Below are 22310 nucleotides of genomic sequence, written 5' to 3' on the forward strand. Positions count from 1 at the left end.
CGGGTTAAAAGAGCTTAGATGCCGGGAAAGATAAAAAAGTTGATGAAACAAAAAGTCTTAAAGCGACCCTTCGTCGCTTTATACCCCAGCGCAAACGTGGGTCATTCTCACTAAAGAATTAACCCCATCATCCAGCGCGGGGCCGATCATACCGGGGTTTGCTGAAAAACCGTGCATGAAACCCGTCGTTACTTATGGCTGTAGCACCAATTTCGTTACGTCCTTATGACAAAACGATCATTCCCTCGGTGTGACTCATTGGTTAGAACTGAACACAGGTTGACGTCGCAACGGCGTCAACACCTTGGCTCGCCACGCCGGCAGCGAGCCGCACCATGGCAGGTTTTTTCTGCCAGACCTCGGTTGAGGTCAACGCGATACAAAACAGTCAACAAGTGAGGGAAACACCCTATGAGAAGACTTAAGCGTGATCCGTTGGAAAGAGCATTTTTGCGCGGATATCAATATGGCGTTGGTGGCAAATCCCGTGAGCTTTGCCCATTTACTCTACCGTCGGTACGCCAAGCCTGGATTAACGGCTGGCGAGAAGGACGCGGCGACAACTGGGACGGTATGACCGGCACTGCGGGAATCCACAGACTCAACGAACTTCACGCCGTCGGCTGACACAGGGCATTAATTCCGACACGACAATCTGAATTTGTAACGACTTACCATGCACGTCCTTCCCGGACGGCGGGCTGCGGCCCAGGGGCTCCTTCGAGGAGCCCTTTTTTATGCCTGTCTGGCTGACACACATCTCGTGTAGGAGCTGCCGAAGGCTCGGGCCGCGTTCGGACGATCTTTTGATCTTGATCTTAAAAACAGGATCAAGAGATCGCAGCCTGCGGCAGCTCCTACATTGACCGGGTCAGCCTGGGTTATGTGCGCAGGGCGGCGATCGCGTCTACCGATTCGCGAATCAGCGCCGGGCCTTTATAGATGAAGCCGGAGTAGATCTGCACCAGGCTCGCACCGGCCAGAATCTTCTCCGCCGCATGCTTGCCTTCAGTAATCCCGCCCGCCGCAATGATCGGCAAACGCCCAGCCAGCTCACCGGCCAGCACCTTCACAGTATTCGTGCTCTTCTCCCGCACCGGTGCGCCCGACAGACCGCCCGCCTCGTCGCCATGCTCCATGCCTTCAACGCCAACACGGCTCAGGGTGGTGTTGGTCGCGATCACTGCGTCCATGCCGGTTTCGATCAGCGCTTGAGCAACCTGCGCGGTTTCTTCATCGGTCATGTCCGGCGCGATCTTGATCGCCAGCGGCACATGCTTGCCATGACGCAGGGCCAGTTCAGCGCGACGCGTGGCCAGATCGGCGAGCAATTGCTTGAGCGAATCGCCGAACTGCAAGCTGCGCAGGCCAGGGGTGTTTGGCGAACTGACGTTGACCGTCACGTAGCTGGCGTGGGCGTAAACCTTGTCCAGGCAGATCAGATAATCATCGACCGCACGCTCGACCGGGGTATCGAAGTTCTTGCCGATATTGATGCCCAGCACGCCTTTGTACTTAGCCGCCGCCACACGCGCCAACAGGTTATCGACACCGAGGTTGTTGAAACCCATGCGGTTGATGATCGCCTCGGCTTCCGGCAATCGGAAGATCCGTGGTTTCGGGTTGCCCGGCTGCGGGCGTGGGGTCACGGTGCCGATTTCAACAAAACCGAAACCCAGTTGCGCGAAGCCATCGATGGCCGCGCCGTTCTTGTCCAGACCGGCCGCCAGCCCCACCGGGTTTGGGAATTCGAGGCCCATGACCGTCACCGGCTTCTTCGCCGGCGCCTTGCACAGCAAGCCGTTTAAGCCCAAACGCCCACCCGCGCCGATCAGATCCAGCGACAGATCGTGGGAGGTTTCCGGGGAAAGTTTGAACAACAGCTGACGGGCCAGGGAATACATGGGCGGCGATGACTCGGGCGGCGAAAAGAGGCGGCGATTATAGCCGGGCATCGACCTGCGGCGCGAGGCGCACGCGCAAATCACTGGCACTGGCATATGCCTTGCACCCTCCAGGCTATCAGTGCGCAGGCCAATGACGGCAGGCGGGCAAGGACAATGGCGTCGTCCCGGGTTTTGCCTGCGCAAAGTCCGCGGCGGCGCTTTTTTTTCGAGGTACGTTGGATGAATGAACCTTCGGTAGGGCCACTGGCCTGGGTCAATGGCAGCGATGCCCCGGAAAAAAGCGCGATCAACCTCGGCTTCATGGCCCTGAGCGATTGCGCGTCGGTGGTGGTCGCAGCCACACAGGGCTTCGCCCAGCCTTACGGATTGACGCTGAACCTCAAGCGCCAGACATCCTGGGCCAATTTGCGCGACAAACTGGTCAGCGGTGAACTGGACGCCGCGCACAGTCTGTATGGGCTGATCTACGCAGTGCACCTGGGCATCGGCGGTATCGCCCCGACCGATATGGCCGTGTTGATGGGCCTGAATCAGAACGGCCAGAGCCTCAACCTCTCCCACGGTCTGCAAAACCTTGGCGTGAGCAGTCCTGAAGCGCTGGACCGCCACGTGCACCAAAGCCGCGCAAAACTGACTTTCGCGCAGACCTTCCCCACGGGCACGCACGCGATGTGGCTGTATTACTGGCTGGCGAGTCAGGGCATTCATCCACTTCAGGATGTCGACAGCGTGGTGGTGCCGCCGCCACAAATGGTCGCGCACCTGCAAGCCGGGCGTATCGACGGTTTTTGTGTCGGCGAGCCTTGGGCGGCCAGCGCGGTGCAGCAGGATCTTGGTTTCACCCTGGCCACCAGCCAGACCATCTGGCCCGATCACCCGGAAAAAGTCCTTGGCTGCACTCGCGAATTTGTCGAGCAGTATCCGAACACCGCACGGGCGTTGGTGATGGCGATCCTTGAAGCCAGCCGCTTCATCGAAGAAAGCCCGGAAAACCGCCGCAGCACCGCGCAGTTGCTTAGCGCGCCGGAATATCTCGATGCGCCAGTGGCGTGCATCGAACCGCGTTTTCTCGGTGACTATGCCGATGGCCTCGGCAATCGCTGGCAGGATCCGCACGCGCTGCGCTTTCACGGTAACGGCGAAGTGAATCTGCCGTATCTGTCGGACGGCATGTGGTTCATGACCCAGTTCCGCCGCTGGGGCTTGCTGCGTGAGGATCCGGATTACCTCGCCGTCGCCCGCCAGGTTCAGCGGCTGGACGTCTACCGCGACGCCGCCACCGCTGTCAGCGTCGCCGCATGGGGCACCGACATGCGAAGCAGCCAGTTGCTCGACGGCAAGGTCTGGGACGGCAGCGACCCGGCCGCTTACGCGCGCAGTTTCAAGTTGCACGCGCTGAACGACGACGCCCCCCTTCTCGCCCGCCGCTGACAGGAGACCGCGAACATGTTGCGCATTCTGTTGATCAACGACACAGCGAAAAAAGTCGGTCGCCTGAAAGCTGCGTTGACCGAGGCCGGTTTCGAGGTGATCGACGAGTCCGGCCTGACCATCGACCTGCCCGCGCGCGTCGAAACGGTGCGCCCGGACGTGATCCTGATCGATACCGAGTCACCGAGCCGCGATGTCATGGAGCAAGTGGTGCTGGTCAGCCGCGACCAACCACGGCCGATCGTGATGTTTACCGACGAGCATGATCCGGGGGTGATGCGCCAGGCGATCAAGTCAGGGGTCAGTGCGTACATCGTCGAAGGCATTCACGCACAACGTTTACAGCCGATTCTCGATGTGGCGATGGCGCGTTTCGAGAGTGATCAGGCGTTGCGTGCGCAGCTGCAGGCGCGAGACCTGCAATTGGCTGAGCGCAAGCGTATTGAGCTGGCCAAGGGGTTGTTGATGAAGATGAAGGACTGCAATGAGGAAGAGGCGTACACCCTGATGCGGCGCCAGGCCATGAGCCGGCAGCAGAAGCTGATTCAGGTGGCGGAGCAGATTATTGCCATGAGTGAGTTGCTGGGCTGAGGTGTTCTGACCGCTTAAGAGCCCCTCACCCTAGCCCTCTCCCAGAGGGAGAGGGGACCGATTGGGGGATGCTCACGAAGTACACCGACCTGTGATTTCTGCTGTGAATCCATAATCGACTCGGTCTTTCAGGTCGCTGAATTCGTTGGAACAACATGGTCAGTCCCCTCTCCCTCTGGGCGGTCCGACGTTTCGGGAGGGCTAGGGTGAGGGGCTTTTGATTTTCCGGCTGTTGGCACAAATCTCGCTAAGTAAAACGCACAGGTAACCAACGGCGGTTGCCCCACCTACGACAAAGACGTCGCTCACCCGTTCGCCCAACCGGCGCATCAGGTAGCGGCGTTTTTGCGTTTTGGCCCCACAGCCCGGGGCCGGTGGTGCGGCCGTGGCGGCGCCCCACCTGCTGTTGCATGACTCCTTTCGAGACTCTTTTCAGCTGAGGTGCGCGATGAATTCAAGCTTCTGGAAATCCGGCCACACCCCGACATTGTTCGCAGCCTTCCTGTATTTCGACCTGAGCTTCATGGTCTGGTACCTGCTCGGCCCGCTGGCGGTGCAGATTGCCGCCGACCTGCAGCTAACCACGCAACAACGCGGTCTCGTCGTCGCCACGCCGATCCTCGCCGGCGCGGTGCTGCGTTTTGTGATGGGCATGCTCGCCGATCGGCTGTCGCCGAAAACCGCCGGTCTGATCGGCCAGGTCATCGTGATCTGTGCGCTGTTCGGCGCCTGGAAACTCGGCATCCACAGTTATGAACAGGCGCTGATACTCGGCCTGTTTCTCGGCATGGCCGGCGCGTCGTTTGCTGTTGCACTGCCGCTGGCGTCGCAGTGGTACCCGCCGCAGCATCAGGGCAAAGCCATGGGCATTGCCGGTGCGGGCAACTCCGGCACGGTGTTCGCCGCGCTGCTCGCGCCGGTGCTCGCCGCCGCGTTCGGCTGGAGCAATGTCTTCGGTTTCGCCCTGATCCCGCTGATTCTGACCCTGGTGCTGTTCGCCTGGCTGGCAAAAAACGCCCCTGAGCGGCCGAAAGCCAAAGCCATGGCTGACTACTTCAAAGCCCTGGGCGACCGTGACAGTTGGTGGTTCATGTTTTTTTACAGCGTGACCTTCGGCGGCTTTATCGGCCTGGCCAGCGCCCTGCCCGGCTACTTCAACGATCAGTACGGTTTGAGCCCGGTGACCGCAGGCTACTACACCGCAGCCTGCGTGTTCGGCGGCAGTTTGATGCGGCCATTGGGTGGCGCCCTGGCTGACCGTTTCGGTGGCATCCGCACCTTGCTGGCGATGTACACCGTCGCTGCCGTCTGCATCGCGGCCGTCGGTTTCAACCTGCCAAGTTCCTACGCCGCGCTGGCACTTTTCGTCTGCACCATGCTCGGTCTGGGCGCCGGCAACGGCGCCGTTTTCCAACTGGTACCGCAGCGTTTTCGTCTGGAGATCGGCGTGATGACCGGGCTGATCGGCATGGCCGGCGGCATCGGCGGTTTTGCCTTGGCCGCCGGTATGGGCGCGATCAAGCAGAGCACCGGCAGCTATCAGTTGGCGTTGTGGTTGTTCGCCAGCCTTGGCGTGCTGGCGTGGTTTGGCCTGCACGGCGTCAAGCGTCGCTGGAGAACCACCTGGGGTTCGGCGGCAGTGACGGCGGCGCGGGTCTGAACCTTCGATGGCCCTGCAACTGAGCTTTGCCGAAGCCAGCGCCACCGGCCCGCGCGCGGAGAATCAGGACGCTATGCGTCTGGTCACGCCCGCGCCGGCGCTGGCGGCGAGCAAGGGTTATCTGTTCGCTATCGCCGATGGCGTCAGCCAGTGTGCCGATGGCGGACTGGCCGCGCGTTCAACCTTGCAAGCCTTGGCGCTGGACTACTACGCCACACCGGAAACCTGGAGCGTGGCCCAGGCACTGGATCGCCTGCTGCTCGCGCAAAACCGCTGGTTGCAGGCCAACGGTGGTGGGCAACCGTTGCTCACCACAGTCAGCGCCTTGGTCATGCGTGGTCGGCGTTTCACCCTCGCCCACGTCGGCGATTGCCGGGTGTATCGCTGGCACGCCGACAGCTTGCAGCGAATCAGCGAAGACCACGTCTGGGATCAGCCGGGCATGCAGCATGTGCTCAAGCGTGCGCTAGGGCTGGATCAGCATCTGGTGCTGGACTTCCTTGATGGCGAACTGCGCGACGGCGAGTGCTTTGTTTTGCTCAGTGACGGTGTCTGGTCGACACTCGGCGATACCGCTATTGCGGCGATTCTGCGTGATCAACCGGATCTGCACAGTGCCGCGCAGACGCTGGTCAACGCCGCGCATCTGGCGGGGAGCCAGGACAATGCCAGTGCTTTGCTGGTGCGGGTGGATGCTTTGGGTGAGGCCAGTATCGGCGATGCGCTGATTCATCTGCAGCAATGGCCCCTGCCGCCACCGTTGAAACCCGGTCAGTCGTTCGAAGGCTGGCAAGTGCTGGACGTTGTCGCTCAGAGCCAGCAATCGCTGCTGTATCGGGTGATTGATGGACAAGGTCAGACGTGGCTTCTGAAAACCCTACCCACGCGTTCCGCCGATGATTCCTACGCCGGGCAAGCACTGTTGTCCGAGGAATGGTTTCTGAAACGCGTAGCCGGTCGCCACTTTCCTGAAGTCCATGCCTGCCAGCAGCGTCAGCATTTGTACTACGTGATGCGGGAATATTCCGGGGCGACGCTGGCGCAGCTGTTTCAACAGTCAGGCCCGTTGTCGTTGGCACAGTGGCAGGACATCGCCGAGCGCCTGTTGCGTGCGGTCGGGCTGCTGCATCGGCGGCAGATCCTGCACCGGGACATCAAACCGGAAAATCTGCACGTGGGCGACGACGGCGAATTGCGTCTGCTGGATTTTGGCCTGGCGTACTGCCCAGGCTTGTCCGAAGACGCGCCGTCAACGTTGCCGGGAACGCCCAGCTATATTGCCCCGGAAGCGTTTCGTGGGGATCCGCCGAATGTGCAGCAGGATTTGTATGCGGTCGGTGTGACCCTGTATTTCTTGCTCACCGGGCATTTTCCCTATGGCGAGATCGAAGCGTTTCAGCGGCCGCGATTTGGTGTGGCAGTGAGTGCCAGTCGATTTCGGCCGGATCTGCCGGAATGGCTGGCGCAGAGTCTGGAGCGCGGGGTGGCGGCTGATCCGCAGCAACGGTTTGAAACGGCTGAGGAATGGCTGTTGGTGTTGGAACAGGGCGAGCGGCGCAGTTTGAGTGTGCGGCCCAGACCATTATTGGAGCGTGAGCCGTTGAAGGTGTGGCGGACGATGGCGATCGTGGCTCTGCTGGGGAATCTGGTGCTGCTGGTTTTGTTGTTTCACGGCTGACACCGCATCGCCAGGCTCACTCCTACAATTTGAAATGCGTTCCCCTGTAGGAGTGAGCCTGCTCGCGATGACGTCAGCCCAATCACAACAATTCTGTCTGCCTGAATGCCCCACGAACGAGCAACCCGCGTCGATTCGGTGCAAAAAATCCCCGTCAATTACCGCTCCCGCCCAATAAACACGCCATTCCCCCACTTGGCACAACCACTGCATTAACCCAACCAACACACACATAAAGCCCAACCTTCAACGACGAAGGCTGCGCTTCCCGAGAGAACGGGACCAGGACAAAGGCGTCCTCGCTAGGCAACTAGCGGGACGCCTTTTTTTGTTTGCGCAAAATTTGTCGAGCAAGGCCTGACTGCCCACAAGAGGCCAGCCGCAGCTCCCGGAGAACCTGATGAAAAAACTCAAACTAGTGATGATCGGCAATGGCATGGCCGGGGTCCGCACCCTGGAAGAACTGCTCAAGCTGAGCAACGAGCTGTACGACATCACGGTCTTCGGCGCCGAACCGCACACCAACTACAACCGCATCCTGTTGTCGCCGGTGCTGGCCGGTGAGCAGACCTTCGAAGAGATCGTCCTCAACGACCTCGACTGGTACCTGGAAAACAACATCAAGTTGCTGCTCAACCGCAAAGTGGTGGAGATCGACCGGGTCAAACGCCGGGTGATCGCCGAGGACGGCACCGAAGCCGAATACGATCGCCTGCTGATCGCCACCGGCTCGACGCCGTTCATCCTGCCGATCCCCGGCAACACCTTGCACGGGGTGATCGGTTACCGCGACATCGCCGACACCCAAGCCATGATCGACACCGCCAAAACCCACAAACACGCGGTGGTCATCGGTGGCGGTCTGCTCGGTCTCGAAGCCGCCAATGGCCTGATGCTGCGCGGCATGCACGTCACCGTGGTGCACATCGGTGAGTGGTTACTGGAACGTCAACTCGACAAAACCAGCGGCCAACTGCTGCAAAACACCCTTGAATCCCGTGGCCTGCACTTCCGTCTGTGCGAACAGACTCAGGCGCTGCACGACGCAGGCAATGGCCGGGTCGGCTCGGTGCAGTTCAAGAACGGCGACATCATCCCCGCCGATCTGGTGGTAATGGCTGCCGGTATTCGTCCCAACACAGAATTAGCGGAAAAGGCCGGCATCCCGTGCAATCGCGGGATTCTGGTCAACGACACGCTGCAAACCTACGACCCGCGCATTTACGCCATCGGCGAGTGCGCCAGCCACCGCGGCATTGCCTACGGTCTGGTCGCGCCGTTGTTCGAACAGGCCAAGGTCTGCGCCAACCACCTCGCACAACTGGGTTTCGCCCGTTATCAGGGTTCGGTGACCTCGACCAAATTGAAAGTCACCGGCATCGATCTGTTTTCTGCCGGCGATTTCATGGGCGGCGAAGGCACGGAAACCATCACCCTCTCCGACCCGATTGGCGGCGTGTACAAAAAACTGGTGATCAAGGATGACGTGCTAGTCGGCGCCTGTCTGTACGGCGATACGGCAGATGGCGGTTGGTATTTCCGGCAGATTCGTGAGAATCACGCCATTGGCGAGATCCGCGATCACCTCATGTTCGGAGAAAACGCACTCGGAGACGTAGGACATCAGGGCCAGGACAAAGCCATGGTCATGGCCGACAGCGCCGAAGTCTGCGGTTGCAACGGCGTGTGCAAAGGCACCATCGTCAAAGCCATTCAGGAACACGGCCTGTTCAGCGTCGACGAGGTGAAGAAACATACCAAAGCGGCCAGCTCCTGCGGCTCGTGCGCCGGGCTAGTCGAACAGATCCTGATCAACACCGTCGGCGGCGCGGCGGACGTCAAACCGAAAAGCGAAAAAGCCATCTGCGGTTGCAGCGATCTCAACCACGGCCAGATCCGCCAGGCTATTCGCGAACAGCATCTGCTGACCATCGCCGGGACCATGAGCTACCTCAATTGGCGCACGCCGAACGGCTGCGCAACCTGCCGCCCGGCCCTCAACTATTACCTGATTTCCACTTGGCCCGGCGAAGCCAAGGACGATCCGCAATCGCGCCTGATCAACGAGCGTGCACACGCCAACATCCAGAAGGACGGCACGTATTCGGTGGTACCACGGATGTGGGGCGGCGTGACCAATCCTTCGGAACTGCGGCGGATTGCCGACGTGGCCGACAAGTACAACGTGCCGATGGTCAAGGTCACCGGCGGTCAGCGCATCGATTTGCTCGGCATCAAGAAGCAGGACTTGCCCGGCGTCTGGAAAGACCTCGACATGCCGTCCGGGCATGCCTACGGCAAATCCATCCGTACCGTGAAGACCTGCGTCGGCAGCGAGTTCTGCCGCTTCGGCACGCAAAACTCGACACAACTGGGCATCGAGCTCGAGCACGATCTGTTCAACATGTGGTCGCCGCACAAAGTGAAACTCGCCGTCTCCGGTTGCCCACGCAACTGCTCGGAAGCGGGGATCAAAGACGTAGGAATTATCGGTGTCGACTCCGGTTGGGAGATGTACATCGGCGGTAACGGCGGAATCAAAACCGAGGTCGCTGAGTTTTTCGTCAAGCTGAAAACCGCCGAGGAAGTCCGCGAATACAACGGCGCGTTCCTGCAGCTCTACCGCGAAGAAGCCTTCTACCTCGAACGCACCGTGCACTACCTGCAACGGGTCGGCATGGAGCACATCAAGAAAGCCGTGCTCGAAGACCCCGAGCGTCGCAAGGCCCTGAACGAGCGCCTGCAATTCTCTCTGTCGTTCGAGCAAGACCCTTGGAAAGAGCGTCTGGCGCAGCCGCAACTGAAGAAAGAATTCGATGTGATCCCTGTGAAAAATCTGGAGGTGCCGGCATGAACTGGCTAGATATCTGCGCTCTCGACGAGATCAATGCCCTCGGTTCGCGAATCATTGCCGGGCCGAAAGGTGACATCGCGATTTTTCGTACAAGCGACGATGAGGTTTTCGCCCTCGACGACCGCTGCCCGCACAAGGGCGGGCCATTGTCGCAAGGTTTGATCTACGGCAAACGTGTGGCCTGCCCGTTGCACAACTGGCAAATCGACCTCGAATCTGGCGAAGCTCAGGCGCCGGATATCGGTTGCGCGCACCATCACCCGGCACGGGTCGAAAACGGTCGTGTGCAACTGGCCCTGCGGGACGCCATCTGATGAGCCGCCAGACGACCGCCTCGACCTGCTGTTATTGCGGGGTCGGCTGCGGCGTGCTGATCGAGCATGACGGCGAGCGCATCCTCGGCGTCAGCGGCGATCCGGCGCACCCGGCCAACTTCGGCAAACTGTGCAGCAAAGGCTCGACCCTGCACCTGACCGGCGACCTGGCAGCCCGCGCGCTGTACCCGGAACTGCGTCTGGGCAAAGGCCTGGCGCGCAGCCGAACGGATTGGGATACGGCACTGGAACACGCTGCCAACGTGTTCGCCGAGACCATTGCCGAGCACGGCCCGGACAGCGTGGCGTTCTATATCTCCGGGCAGTTGCTGACCGAGGACTATTACGCCTTCAACAAACTGGCGCGGGCGTTGGTCGGGACCAACAACATCGACAGCAATTCGCGCCTGTGCATGTCTTCAGCGGTGGTCGGCTACAAGCGCAGCCTCGGCGCCGACGCTCCGCCGTGCAGCTATGAGGATCTGGAACTCAGCGATTGCGTGATGATCGTCGGCAGTAACATGGCCTACGCCCATCCGGTACTTTTCCGTCGGCTGGAAGAGGCAAAATCCCGCCGCCCGCAGATGAAAGTCATCGTCATTGATCCACGGCGCACCGACACCTGCGATCTTGCCGATTTGCACTTGGCGATTCTGCCGGGCACAGATGTCGCTTTATTTCATGGGATTTTGCATCTGTTGTTGTGGGAAGACTGGATCGACCGTGACTTCATCAAGGCGCACACCGATGGCCTCGCCGACTTGAAAAATCTAGTCCGTGATTACACCCCGCAGATGGTTTCGCAACTGTGCGGGATCAGTGTCGAGCAATTGCAGCAATGCGCGGAATGGGTGGGCACCTCGCCGAGTTTTCTGTCGCTGTGGTGCATGGGCCTGAACCAGTCCACCGCTGGCAGCGCGAAGAACAGCGCGCTGATCAATCTGCATTTAGCCACCGGGCAAATCGGCCGTCCGGGTGCAGGACCTTTCTCCCTCACCGGTCAGCCGAATGCCATGGGCGGGCGCGAAACGGGCAGTTTGTCGAATCTGTTGCCGGGCCATCGAGACGCGGCCAACCCTGAACATCGCGCCGAAGTAGCGGCATATTGGGGCGTTGATCGGTTGCCGGAAAGTACCGGTCTCAGTGCCATCGAACTGTTCGAGCAAGTGCGCAACGGCAAGATCAAGGCGTTGTGGATTGCCTGCACCAACCCTGCCCAATCGATGCCGGACCAACATGCTGTGCGAACAGCGCTTGAGACCTGCCCGTTTGTGGTTCTGCAAGAAGCCTTTCGCACCACCGAAACCGCTGCATTCGCCGATCTCCTGCTACCCGCCGCCAGTTGGGGCGAGAAAGAAGGCTCGGTGACCAATTCCGAGCGACGCATTTCCCACGTGCGTAAAGCCATCCTCCCACCGGGTGAGGCGCGGCCGGACTGGGAGATCACGGTAGATTTCGCACAACGTCTGGAGAAACGTCTGCGTCCCGCTGAGTCGAGCCTGTTTACGTTTAACCAACCTGCGCAGTTGTTCGATGAATTCAAAGGGCTGACGCGTGGACGGGATCTGGATATGTCCGGGATCAGCCACGCGCTGATCGACGAGATCGGACCGCAGCAATGGCCCTTCCCTGTCGGAGCGCGGCAAGGAACGCCACGACTGTACGAGGACGGTATTTTTCCTACGGCCAACGGTCGGGCTCAGTTTATTGCCGATCCGTATCGCGCCGCCAAAGAGCAGCGCGATGCTCGCTTTCCACTGACGTTGATCACTGGCCGCTTGCGCGATCAATGGCACGGTATGAGCCGCACTGGCACGGCAGCGCAATTGTTCGGGCATGTCAGCGAAGCGGTGTTGAGCCTGCACCCGGACGAAATGCGCCGGCATCGTTTGCAGCCGGGCGATCTGGTCAACCTTAAAAGTCGTCGCGGCGCGGTAATCGTCGCGGTTGGCAGCGATGACAGCGTACGTCCGGGGCAAGCGTTTCTGCCGATGCACTGGGGCGACCGTTTTCTCAAGGGCGGTGTGAACAGCCTGACCCTGCCGGACTTTGATCCGCTGTCGAAGCAACCGGAACTCAAACACAGCGGTGTGCGCCTCGAGCCGGTCAATCTGCCGTGGCAACTTTTCGCACTGATCGAGGGTGATGTTCAACGGCATTTCGAGACGCTACGACCGCTCTGTGAGGCACTTTCCTACGTGAGTCTCAGCCTTGTCGGACGTGAACGATCGGCATTGCTGATACGCGCGGCCAGCAGCGAAGCTCCGAATGCGCAATTGCTCGGTGAAATCGACCAATGCCTGTCACTGATCGACGGCCCGGTATTGGCCTATGACGATCCTCGCCGCGCCATTGGCAAACGCGTGCGCATTGAAAACGGCCGGATCACTGCTATCCGGTTAGCCGGTGAAACCCTCGCTCAGCATTGGCTGCAAGGGTTGTGGCTGGAAGGCCGTGCGGATGAGCAACTGCGGCGCTGGCTATTGGCGCCAATGAGTGCGCCGCCGGGCAGTGTCGGGGCGCAAATGGCTGTGGATAAAACCCTGTGCAACTGCAAGAACGTCAGCCTCAACGCGGTCTGCGCCGGCATTCGCCAAGGCCTGGATCTGCAGGGCTTGAAAAACCAACTGGGCTGCGGCACGCAATGCGGATCGTGCGTCCCGGAAATAAAACGCTTACTGGCTGCCGACGTGCAGCCAGCCGCCGTCATCTGATGAGGAAAACACCATGAACGCAAAAGTCTGGCTGGTGGGTGCAGGTCCTGGTGATCCGGAACTGCTGACCCTCAAAGCGGTACGCGCCCTGCGCGAGGCCGATGTGGTGCTGATCGATGATCTGGTCAACGACGCGGTGCTGGAACACTCCCCTGACGCCCGCATCATTGCAGTGGGTAAACGCGGCGGCTGCCGTTCGACACCGCAAGCGTTTATCCATCGGCTGATGCTGCGCTATGCCCGCCATGGCAAGTGTGTGGTGCGGCTCAAGGGCGGCGATCCGTGCATTTTCGGCCGAGGTGGCGAAGAGGCGCAGTGGCTCCGTGAAAGAGGCGTTGAGGTGGAACTGGTCAATGGCATTACCGCCGGGCTGGCCGGGGCGACGCAGTGCGATATTCCGCTGACGTTACGCGGTGTGGCGCGCGGGGTGACGCTGGTGACTGCACACACGCAGGACGACAGCCAGTTGAACTGGCAGGCGCTGGCACAGGGGGGTACGACGCTGGTGGTTTATATGGGCGTGGCCAAGCTGGGGGAGATTCGCGATCAACTGCTGGCAGGCGGGATGGCGGCGGATACGCCGGTGGCGATGATCGAGAATGCATCGTTGCCAGAGCAGCGCGAATGCCGGAGTGATCTGGCGAGTATGAGTGATGATGCGTGTGCGTTTGGATTGAAAAGCCCGGCGATTCTGGTGATCGGGGCGGTGGCGGCTGTTGTTGAAGATCAAAAGATCGCAGCCTGCGGCAGCTCCTACTTTGGATCTGCATTGGTCCTGTAGGAGCTGCCGAAGGCTGCGATCTTTTAAAGCTGCAAAGCCAAATCGCAGGCAAAGAAAAGCCCGGCCTAAGCCGGGCTTTTCTCAGAGCGGCAGCTAATTACTTAGCTTGAGCTTCAACCTGCGCTTCTACGCGACGGTTTACAGCGCGGCCAGCTTCAGTTTTGTTGTCAGCAACTGGGCGGGATTCGCCGTAGCCAACAGACTGAACGCGGGACGATTCAACACCGTACTGGTTGGTCAGAACTTGCTTAACGGCGTTTGCACGACGCTCGGACAGTTTCTGGTTGTAAGCGTCAGGACCGACGGAGTCAGTGTGACCTTCAACAGTAGTGGTGGTGGATGGGTACTGCTTCATGAAGTCAGCCAGGTTTTTGATGTCGCCGTAGCTGTTTGGCTTCACAACCGACTTGTCGAAGTCGAACTTAACGTCCAGCTCAACACGAACAACTTCAGCAACTGCTGGGCAGCCGTCAGCGTCAACAGTTACGTTGGCTGGGGTGTCCGGGCACTTGTCAACGTTGTCGCAAACGCCATCGTTGTCGCTGTCGGAGCAGACTTCAGCTGGTGCTGGAACTGGAGCAGCAGCAGGCTTGGAGCCGCCACCGAAGTTCACACCGATACCGACGCTAGGAGCCCACTCGGTGTCGCCCTGGTCGATGTTGTACTGAGCTTCAACGCCAGCACGGGCGTAGAAGTTCTCGGTGAAGTACAGCTTGGCACCGCCACCAACGTTAGCGAAGGTAGAACGGTTACGACCGTTCGAACCGTTCTGGTCGATGCTCTGGTCGGAGAAACCGGCCGAGACGTATGGACGCAGCATGTCGCCTGGGTTGTTGAAGTGGTACAGAGCGTCCAGAGCGGTGTTAGCGCCTTTTACGTTCTTGCCATCATCGGCACGTACGTTGTGCACTTCGTCGTAGCCCAGACGCAGTTCAACGTCGTCGGTCAGGAAGTAACCGATCGAGCCGCCGAACAGGTTGCCGTTGTTCTTGAAGTTACGAGCGCTGTCGAATTGTTCTTTCTTTGCGAAGCCTTCGATTTCAACTGCGCCTTGGCCTTGTGCCAGAGCGCCGAACGAAGTGGCGGCAATCAGAGAACCAATGGCCAAGCCCAAGGTGTTTTTCAGTTTCATCCGTTAAATCCCCATCTGGTGATTGTGAAGCAGTCCCGCAAACCGGGGGACAACTCGGCGGCAAGTCTATCAGAACTTGCCTACACGTAAGAGATATTTGCGCTGAACTAAGTTTCAGCAATGCCTGCAAATTTCTCACGCAATTTATCTAGAGCACGTTTGTAACGCATTTTTGTCGCACTCAAACCCATGTGCATGATGTCTGCGATCTCCTGAAATTCCAGCTCTGCGACAAATCGAAGCACCAGAATTTCGCGGTCAATCGGGTTCACATACACCAGCCAGCGATCAAGCCCGCCCTTCTCCTCGGGTTTCGGCGCCTTTTCTTCGGACGCTTCCTCGAGGGGGTCAAGACTCAATGCGTCCATCAAGCGACGCTTTCGCCGTTCCTTCCGATACTGCGTAATACATTCGTTGTACGTGATGCTGTAGAGCCACGTTTTGAACTTCGATTTCCCCTCGAAGTTCTTCAGGCCATACAGCACCTTCAACATGACTTCCTGACAGACATCGTCTGCGTCGCGATCGTTCCCAAGATATCTCGCACAAACGTTAAATAATGTTCGCTGGTAACGCCGCATCAGTTCTTCATAGGCGCGCGTTACGTGAAAAAGCTCGGTATGCGAGCGCGCGACCAACTCCTCATCAGAGAGCTCGCGGGGGTCGTAGCGCGTGGATAGCGTTTGGGCTTTATTCAAAACAAGTCGTGCCGACAGTCAGGTCAATGTCCGCCGCAACCAGCATCAGCTGGCATTTTGCGGCGGCATACATTAGCAGGGTTTGCCGAATTAGCGGCTACTCACATGCTGTTCCAGCAGGATCCGATTGGAAAGAGAGACTAGCTCACCCTCATCGGTCAGCAATGTGGTTTTAACCGTGCCGATCTCCTCGATCTGGCCTTCGACCTCGCCAACACGCACTTGTTGCCCAACCTGATACAACTCACGCACATAGATTCCCGCAAGAATCTGACCGGCAATTTCCCGGCTTCCCAAACCCATGGCCAGCGCAACGGCCAGACCAACGGTAATCAAAACGATGACGATCACATGGTTCAGCAGGTCAGTCTTGACCTCAAGCTGACTGATCGCGACCGAGATGCTGATGATGATCACCAGCCCCTGAGCAATTCGCCCAAGCCCCGAAGCGTAGTCCAGGCCGACGCCTTCTGCCGCCCCGCGCACCAGCCCATTGGCCAGTTGCGCGAGCAAAACACCTACCAGCAACACCAGCGCCGCGCCGAATACTTTCGGCAAATAGAGCGCCAACATATCCAGCGTAGCCGAAACTCGCTCAAGGCCAAGGGATTCTGCTGCAGAAACCAGGAAAATCAGCAGAACGAACCAGTAAACGATTTTACCGATCAGGGTCGAGATCGGAACTTGCAACCCGGCGCGCGACATCAACTTGGTCAGCCCGGTGCCGCCCATCAGGCGATCAAGACCGAGCTTGGCGAGCAGTTTGGACAGCAGGGTATCGAGCAGCTTGGCCACGACGAAACCCAACAGCAGCACGACCAGTGCGCCGAACAGGTTCGGGATGAAGTTGGCGACTTTGGTCCACAACGCAGTCATTGCAGTGACGAGGCTCTGAGTCCAGAGATCAAGTTCCATATTCAATCAGCCTTATCAGCAGTGCGAGCGGTAGGTTTACGAAGACGGGAAACCGGCGAGACATGCGCCGATCCATTATTCAGGGCGATCATCAGCGCGGGCAGCCAGCGGCCCAGCAGGCTGAACAGATCACCGGCGCCAACCTGGCGGTTGGCGGTTTTGAGTACGCGGCCCAGGCACGCATCGTCGTCGCGGCTGGACGGCGAAGCGTTGAGCATGTCGCGCAAAGACTGTTCAAACGGATCGTGCATACGCACCTCTCGTGATGTCTGTGAAAGACGCGGGCAGATTTGGTCGGGTCACATGCGCCATCTTCATACCCAGCGCAAACGACGGAATAACCACCACTGACCGAAGGCCAGGGTGAGCACCGTCAAACAGGCAATCAGGAAACCATAAGGGCTGCTGGAGAACGGAATTCCGCCGACGTTTATACCCAGCAGACCGGTGATAAAACTCATCGGCAAAAAGATGCAGGTGATGATCCCGAAGCGGTACATCGTGCGATTCATACGCTCGCTCAAGCGTCGGTCTTCAGCCTCAAGCACAAGCCCCACGCGCTCTCGGGTCAATTCGAGCTCTTCGAGATAGCGGGTCAGACTGTTGTTCAGTTCGTTCCAGTAATCGGCATCGTCATCGACAAACCAAGGCAGTTTTATCCGCGTCAGTTGTCCGAAAATATCCCGCTGCGGCGCGAGAAATCGCTTTAGTCCGGCCGCCCGGCGACGGATGTGCAAAATGGCGCCATGCTCGGGAGTATACCGTTCGTCGGCATCCATCTTTTCTTCTTCCTCATCGGCGATTTCCGAGAGGCAAGTGACCAGATCCTGCACCTTGTTGGTGAGGAACTGCGCCAGATAAAGGATCAGTTCGGAGGAGGTTTTCGGGCCGTTGCCGTCGGCCAATTGCGCCAGCAGCTCATCGGTGGCGCGCAACGGGCGCAAACGCAGTGAAATCACCCGTTGGGCAGAAGCGAAAATCCGCACCGAGACCATGTCTTCCGGCTCGGCGCCCGGATTCAGATTGACTCCGCGCAGAAACAGCAACAGTTCGGCATCCGGCAGCGGCAACAGGCGCGGCCGGGTGTTCTCTTCCAGCAGCAGATCGCAGGTGAATTCATTGAGCCCGCTGGATTTGCGCAGCCAGGTCTGGGTCTGCGGATGGCTGCGATCCCAATGCAGCCACAGGCTTTCATGGGCCTGCAGCTGCAAATCGTCGAGCTCAGTCCGGGCTATCGAACGCGCACCGCCTTTTCCGTCCAGCACCAGGGCATGCACCAGCCCCCACTGCGCGTTTTCTTCCTCGAACATCCGCATCCCTTTGTCGAAAAGCTTATTCAGGCATCTTCAGCGGACTCGGCGAGACGATCACGCCGTTGTTGTCCGCATAAATGTAGTGGCCCGGGTGAAATGTCACGCCGGCAAACGTCACCGGGACGTTGAGGTCACCAATGCCGCGTTTTTCGGTTTTCATCGGATGGCTGGCCAGCGCCTGCACGCCCAGATCGGTCTGCGCGATGACGTCAACGTCACGGATGCAGCCGTAGATCACCAGCCCTTCCCAACCGTTTTTAGCGGCCTTTTCGGCGATCAGGTCCCCCAGCAATGCACGGCGCAGCGAACCGCCGCCATCGACGACCAGCACCTTGCCGTTACCCTTGAGTTCAGCCTGTTCCTTGACCAGCGAGTTGTCTTCGAAGCATTTGATGGTCACGATTTCGCCGCCGAACGAATCACGGCCGCCGAAATTGCTGAACATCGGTTCCAGCACCTGTACCAGCTCCGGATAGGCGTCGCACAGATCAGGCGTAAGGTAATGGTTCATCGAAAAACTCCTGTAAAAAGGAAAACGATCGAGGATGCTGCGTTCTGAAGAGACGAGTTTCGGTGGTCGCTGTTTACCTTAGTCCATCCCATGGTCGCTGAACGAACCTGAACAAACCCTGAAACGTAATAGCTAAACCGCCACCAAAAATGACCAGATCCGCACATTGCGTCATATCTTAGCCGCAAGCCAACCCGAACGAAATCCCTTCAAGGCCTTCGCACTCACACAGCAGCGGCCAGATCCGGCTTCTCGCCCAGCAATGGCGTGTGCTGATCGTTCAACCAACGCGCCACCAGTGGCCACACCTCGGTCTGCGCCGCTTTGCTCACCAACATCTCGACATGGCCGAAATTATCGTTGAAGCCCTGCTCGCGACCCAGATTGATGAACTGCTTGTGCTCGGAGCCGATCTGCTCGAACAATTTGCGACAGGCCCAGGCCGGATCCTGATGATCCCCTGCTGCGGTCACCGCCAGCACTGGCACTTGAACATCGGCCAGCCCCGCCCACCAATCCTTGTCCTTGTCGCCAAAACGACCGAACAAGCCGTACCAGCGCATGCTTTCCAGCGCCAGACCGATCGGCTCATCTTCTGGGCCACGCTTGAGACGCGAACCCGACAGCTGCGCGAAACGCTTGAGAATGAAGCGCCCGCTCCACTCCACCGGCGGAATTTTCAACGGCCAGTAAGTGCGGCTGACTTGTGTGCCGAAAAACGCAGCCGAAGCCACGGCGGGTTCGCCAAGGTACTCACCACCGAGCGCGGCGGCCAGGGTGATGCCGCCCAGCGAATGGCCGATCCAGTGCGGAATCTGCCCGCTCTGCTCTCGCACGAATGCGGCAATCGCCGGCAGATCGTAACGGGCATAGTCGGCGACCCGGTTGCGTCGGTATTCCTCATTGCGCTGCGACAGGCCGTGACCGCGCATCTCCGGAATCCAAACGTCGAACCCCAGTCGCGTCAGATACGCGCCCAGGCCCAGGCCTTTCGGTGAAAACCAGAAGCGTCGATTGGAAAAACTGCCGTGCAGCAGAATCACCGGCACACCGCGAGGCGTCGAGTCATCGGCCATGCCCAAACGGGTCACAGCGATTTCCACGGACCAGTCGGGACTGTTGCCGGGTTTCAGTCGATACACGTCTTCGCTCAGATCGCCGCGCCGTTCGGCGCTGATCAGGGCGACAGGAAACAGGTTGCTGCTGCTTTGCATAATGCTCTTGCACAAAAAAGGGCGGCATCCGGAGACCCCGCCCTGTTTGAATCATAAGGAACCGAACCGTGTAGGAGTGAGCCTGCTCGCGATGGCGGTGTGTCATTCGAATCGATGCTGACTGTCATGACGCTATCGCGAGCAGGCTCACTCCTACAGGGAGACGCGGCCCGTTCACATGTTGATCAAGCCGGGGCTTGGCCTTCGGCGAGGAAGAACCAGGTTTCCAGCACGGAGTCCGGGTTCAGCGACACGCTTTCGATGCCCTGCTCCATCAGCCACTTGGCCAGATCCGGGTGGTCCGAAGGACCCTGACCGCAGATACCGATGTACTTGCCGGCCTTGTTGCACGCGGCAATCGCGTTGGCCAACAGCTTCTTGACTGCCGGATTACGCTCGTCGAACAGGTGCGCGATGATACCGGAATCGCGGTCCAGACCCAGGGTCAGCTGAGTCAGGTCGTTGGAACCGATCGAGAAACCGTCGAAGAATTCGAGGAACTCTTCAGCAAGGATCGCGTTGGATGGCAGTTCGCACATCATGATCACGCGCAGACCGTTCTCGCCGCGCTTCAAGCCATTTTCGGCGAGCAGATCGACGACCTGGCTGGCTTCGCCGAGGGTACGGACGAACGGCACCATGATTTCGACGTTGGTCAGGCCCATCTCGTTGCGCACACGTTTCAGCGCGCGGCATTCGAGTTCGAAGCAGTCACGGAACGATTCGCTGATGTAACGCGAAGCGCCACGGAAGCCCAGCATCGGGTTTTCTTCTTCCGGCTCGTAGAGCTTGCCGCCGATCAGGTTGGCGTATTCGTTGGACTTGAAGTCCGACAGACGCACGATGACTTTCTTCGGTGCAAACGCAGCCGCGAGGGTGCTGATGCCTTCAACCAGTTTCTCGACGTAGAAGCCGACCGGATCGTCGTAACCGGCGATACGCTTGTCGACGCTGTCCTTGATTTCCTGCGGCAGACCGTCGTAGTTCAACAGCGCTTTCGGGTGGACGCCGATCATGCGGTTGATGATGAATTCCAGACGGGCCAAACCCACACCAGCGTTCGGCAGTTGCGCGAAGTCGAAGGCGCGGTCCGGGTTGCCGACGTTCATCATAATCTTGAACGGCAGCTCTGGCATGGCGTCGACGGAGTTCTTCTTGATGTCGAAGCCCAGTTCGCCTTCGAAGATGTAACCAGTGTCGCCTTCGGCGCAGGACACGGTCACGCCTTGGCCGTCCTTGAGCAGTTGGGTAGCGTTGCCGCAACCAACCACTGCCGGAATCCCCAACTCACGGGCGATGATCGCCGCGTGGCAGGTACGGCCGCCACGGTTGGTGACGATGGCGCTGGCGCGCTTCATCACCGGTTCCCAGTCCGGGTCGGTCATGTCGGAAACGAGCACGTCGCCCGGCTGGACTTTGTCCATCTCGGAGACGTCTTTGATGATGCGAACCTTACCGGCGCCGATGCGCTGGCCAATCGCACGACCTTCCACCAGCACGGTGCCGGTTTCTTTCAGCAGGTAACGTTCCATGACGTTGGCCTGGGTGCGGCTTTTCACGGTTTCCGGACGCGCCTGCACGATGTACAGCTTGCCGTCGTCACCGTCCTTGGCCCACTCGATGTCCATCGGGCAGCCGTAGTGCTTCTCGATGATCATCGCTTGCTTGGCCAGCTCGCTGACTTCAGCGTCGGACAGGCAGAACCGCGCACGATCAGCCTTGTCGACGTCGATGGTCTTGACCGAACGACCGGCCTTGGCCTCGTCGCCGTAGATCATCTTGATGGCTTTGCTGCCGAGGTTGCGACGCAGGATCGCCGGACGACCGGCCTCCAGCGTGCCCTTGTGTACGTAGAATTCGTCCGGGTTGACCGCGCCTTGTACGACGGTTTCGCCCAAGCCGTAAGCGCCGGTGATGAACACCACGTCACGGAAACCGGATTCGGTGTCGAGGGTGAACATCACGCCGGCAGTGCCGGTTTCCGAACGCACCATGCGCTGCACGCCAGCCGACAGGGCGACCAGTTTGTGGTCGAAGCCCTGGTGCACGCGGTAGGAAATTGCACGGTCGTTGAACAGCGAAGCGAACACCTCTTTGGCGGCGCGGATAACGTTTTCAACGCCACGGATGTTCAGGAAGGTTTCCTGCTGACCGGCGAACGAGGCGTCCGGCAGGTCTTCGGCGGTGGCGGAAGAACGCACGGCCACGGCCACGTCAGGGTTGCCGGCCGACAGCGCGGCAAACGCGGTGCGGATTTCGGCATTCAGTTTTTCGGGGAATTCGGCTTCCATGATCCATTGACGGATCTGTGCGCCGGTTTTGGCCAGGGCGTTGACGTCGTCGACGTCGAGCGCATCGAGGGCCGCGTGGATCTGGTCGTTGAGGCCGCTCAGTTCGAGGAAATCACGATAAGCCTGAGCCGTCGTGGCGAAGCCGCCGGGGACCGAAACACCGGCGCCTGCCAGGTTACTGATCATCTCGCCCAGGGATGCGTTCTTGCCCCCCACACGCTCAACATCGTGTTTGCCGAGCTTATCGAGGGAAACTACGTACTCTACCAAGGTGATCTCTCCACTAACTGTGTTGGAAAAGCTCAG

The 22310-nt window shown here is 59.4% G+C and carries 18 protein-coding genes; 9 read left to right on the forward strand and 9 right to left on the reverse strand.

Going from position 1 to position 22310, the window contains the following annotated elements:
• Positions 1-411 precede the first annotated feature (411 nt).
• Complete coding sequence (gene rmf, locus CKW26_RS05055) at positions 412-627, forward strand: ribosome modulation factor (protein WP_003223300.1); 216 nt, start codon at positions 412-414, stop codon at positions 625-627.
• 254 nt (positions 628-881) lie between these two features.
• Here the strand turns inward: rmf and CKW26_RS05060 are convergent, their stop codons facing one another.
• Positions 882-1904, reverse strand: coding sequence for a quinone-dependent dihydroorotate dehydrogenase (locus CKW26_RS05060; RefSeq protein ID WP_095047739.1), 1023 nt, complete (start codon positions 1902-1904; stop codon positions 882-884).
• A gap of 222 nt (positions 1905-2126) precedes the next feature.
• On the opposite strand from CKW26_RS05060, the gene CKW26_RS05065 reads away from it, so the two are divergent.
• The 8 genes from CKW26_RS05065 (at position 2127) to cobA (ending at position 13930) form a co-directional block, all read left to right on the forward strand.
• Complete coding sequence (locus tag CKW26_RS05065; protein WP_095047740.1) at positions 2127-3338, forward strand: CmpA/NrtA family ABC transporter substrate-binding protein; 1212 nt, start codon at positions 2127-2129, stop codon at positions 3336-3338.
• A gap of 15 nt (positions 3339-3353) precedes the next feature.
• The gene (locus CKW26_RS05070) at positions 3354-3929 is read left to right on the forward strand and encodes an ANTAR domain-containing response regulator (protein ID WP_038365449.1); all 576 of its coding nucleotides are present in this window, start codon (positions 3354-3356) and stop codon (positions 3927-3929) included.
• A gap of 448 nt (positions 3930-4377) precedes the next feature.
• Complete coding sequence (locus CKW26_RS05080) at positions 4378-5589, forward strand: NarK/NasA family nitrate transporter (protein WP_095047741.1); 1212 nt, start codon at positions 4378-4380, stop codon at positions 5587-5589.
• A 7-nt stretch (positions 5590-5596) separates the two neighbouring features.
• The gene (locus CKW26_RS05085) at positions 5597-7267 is read left to right on the forward strand and encodes a bifunctional protein-serine/threonine kinase/phosphatase (protein ID WP_095047742.1); all 1671 of its coding nucleotides are present in this window, start codon (positions 5597-5599) and stop codon (positions 7265-7267) included.
• Between the two features lie 400 nt (positions 7268-7667).
• The gene (gene nirB / locus CKW26_RS05090) at positions 7668-10121 is read left to right on the forward strand and encodes a nitrite reductase large subunit NirB (RefSeq protein ID WP_095047743.1); all 2454 of its coding nucleotides are present in this window, start codon (positions 7668-7670) and stop codon (positions 10119-10121) included.
• Positions 10118-10435, forward strand: a complete 318-nt coding sequence (nirD, locus tag CKW26_RS05095; RefSeq protein ID WP_016985592.1) for a nitrite reductase small subunit NirD — start codon at positions 10118-10120, stop codon at positions 10433-10435. Before nirB ends, nirD begins: the two co-directional genes overlap by 4 nt.
• Complete coding sequence (locus tag CKW26_RS05100; protein WP_095047744.1) at positions 10435-13149, forward strand: nitrate reductase; 2715 nt, start codon at positions 10435-10437, stop codon at positions 13147-13149. The genes nirD and CKW26_RS05100 overlap by 1 nt, the downstream gene beginning before the upstream one ends.
• A gap of 13 nt (positions 13150-13162) precedes the next feature.
• Positions 13163-13930: a uroporphyrinogen-III C-methyltransferase gene (gene cobA, locus CKW26_RS05105; protein ID WP_095047745.1), complete on the forward strand. Its 768-nt coding sequence runs from the start codon at positions 13163-13165 to the stop codon at positions 13928-13930.
• 97 nt (positions 13931-14027) lie between these two features.
• Here the strand turns inward: cobA and CKW26_RS05110 are convergent, their stop codons facing one another.
• The 8 genes from CKW26_RS05110 to ppsA form a co-directional block, all read right to left on the reverse strand.
• Positions 14028-15062, reverse strand: a complete 1035-nt coding sequence (locus CKW26_RS05110; protein WP_095047746.1) for an OmpA family protein — start codon at positions 15060-15062, stop codon at positions 14028-14030.
• Between the two features lie 107 nt (positions 15063-15169).
• Positions 15170-15760 (reverse strand): RNA polymerase sigma factor SigX, encoded by a 591-nt coding sequence (sigX, locus tag CKW26_RS05115; protein ID WP_011333251.1) that lies wholly within the window; start codon positions 15758-15760, stop codon positions 15170-15172.
• 90 nt (positions 15761-15850) lie between these two features.
• On the reverse strand, positions 15851-16675 hold the full coding sequence (locus CKW26_RS05120) for a mechanosensitive ion channel domain-containing protein (RefSeq protein ID WP_007916401.1): 825 nt from the start codon (positions 16673-16675) through the stop codon (positions 15851-15853).
• 2 nt (positions 16676-16677) lie between these two features.
• Entirely contained in the window at positions 16678-16926 is a 249-nt protein-coding gene (locus tag CKW26_RS05125; RefSeq protein ID WP_008076827.1) for a hypothetical protein, read from the reverse strand.
• A gap of 63 nt (positions 16927-16989) precedes the next feature.
• On the reverse strand, positions 16990-17985 hold the full coding sequence (locus CKW26_RS05130; protein WP_095047747.1) for a zinc transporter ZntB: 996 nt from the start codon (positions 17983-17985) through the stop codon (positions 16990-16992).
• Between the two features lie 22 nt (positions 17986-18007).
• Positions 18008-18499 carry a ribonuclease E activity regulator RraA gene (rraA, locus tag CKW26_RS05135; protein WP_095047748.1) on the reverse strand — a complete coding sequence of 164 codons (492 nt, stop codon included), beginning with the start codon at positions 18497-18499 and terminating at the stop codon, positions 18008-18010.
• 224 nt (positions 18500-18723) lie between these two features.
• Positions 18724-19713: an alpha/beta fold hydrolase gene (locus tag CKW26_RS05140; RefSeq protein ID WP_095047749.1), complete on the reverse strand. Its 990-nt coding sequence runs from the start codon at positions 19711-19713 to the stop codon at positions 18724-18726.
• 185 nt (positions 19714-19898) lie between these two features.
• The gene (gene ppsA, locus CKW26_RS05145) at positions 19899-22274 is read right to left on the reverse strand and encodes a phosphoenolpyruvate synthase (protein WP_095047750.1); all 2376 of its coding nucleotides are present in this window, start codon (positions 22272-22274) and stop codon (positions 19899-19901) included.
• Positions 22275-22310 lie beyond the last annotated feature (36 nt).

The sequence above is a fragment of the Pseudomonas sp. Irchel s3h9 genome (assembly GCF_900187475.1).
In the GTDB taxonomy this organism is placed as follows: domain Bacteria; phylum Pseudomonadota; class Gammaproteobacteria; order Pseudomonadales; family Pseudomonadaceae; genus Aquipseudomonas; species Aquipseudomonas neuropathica.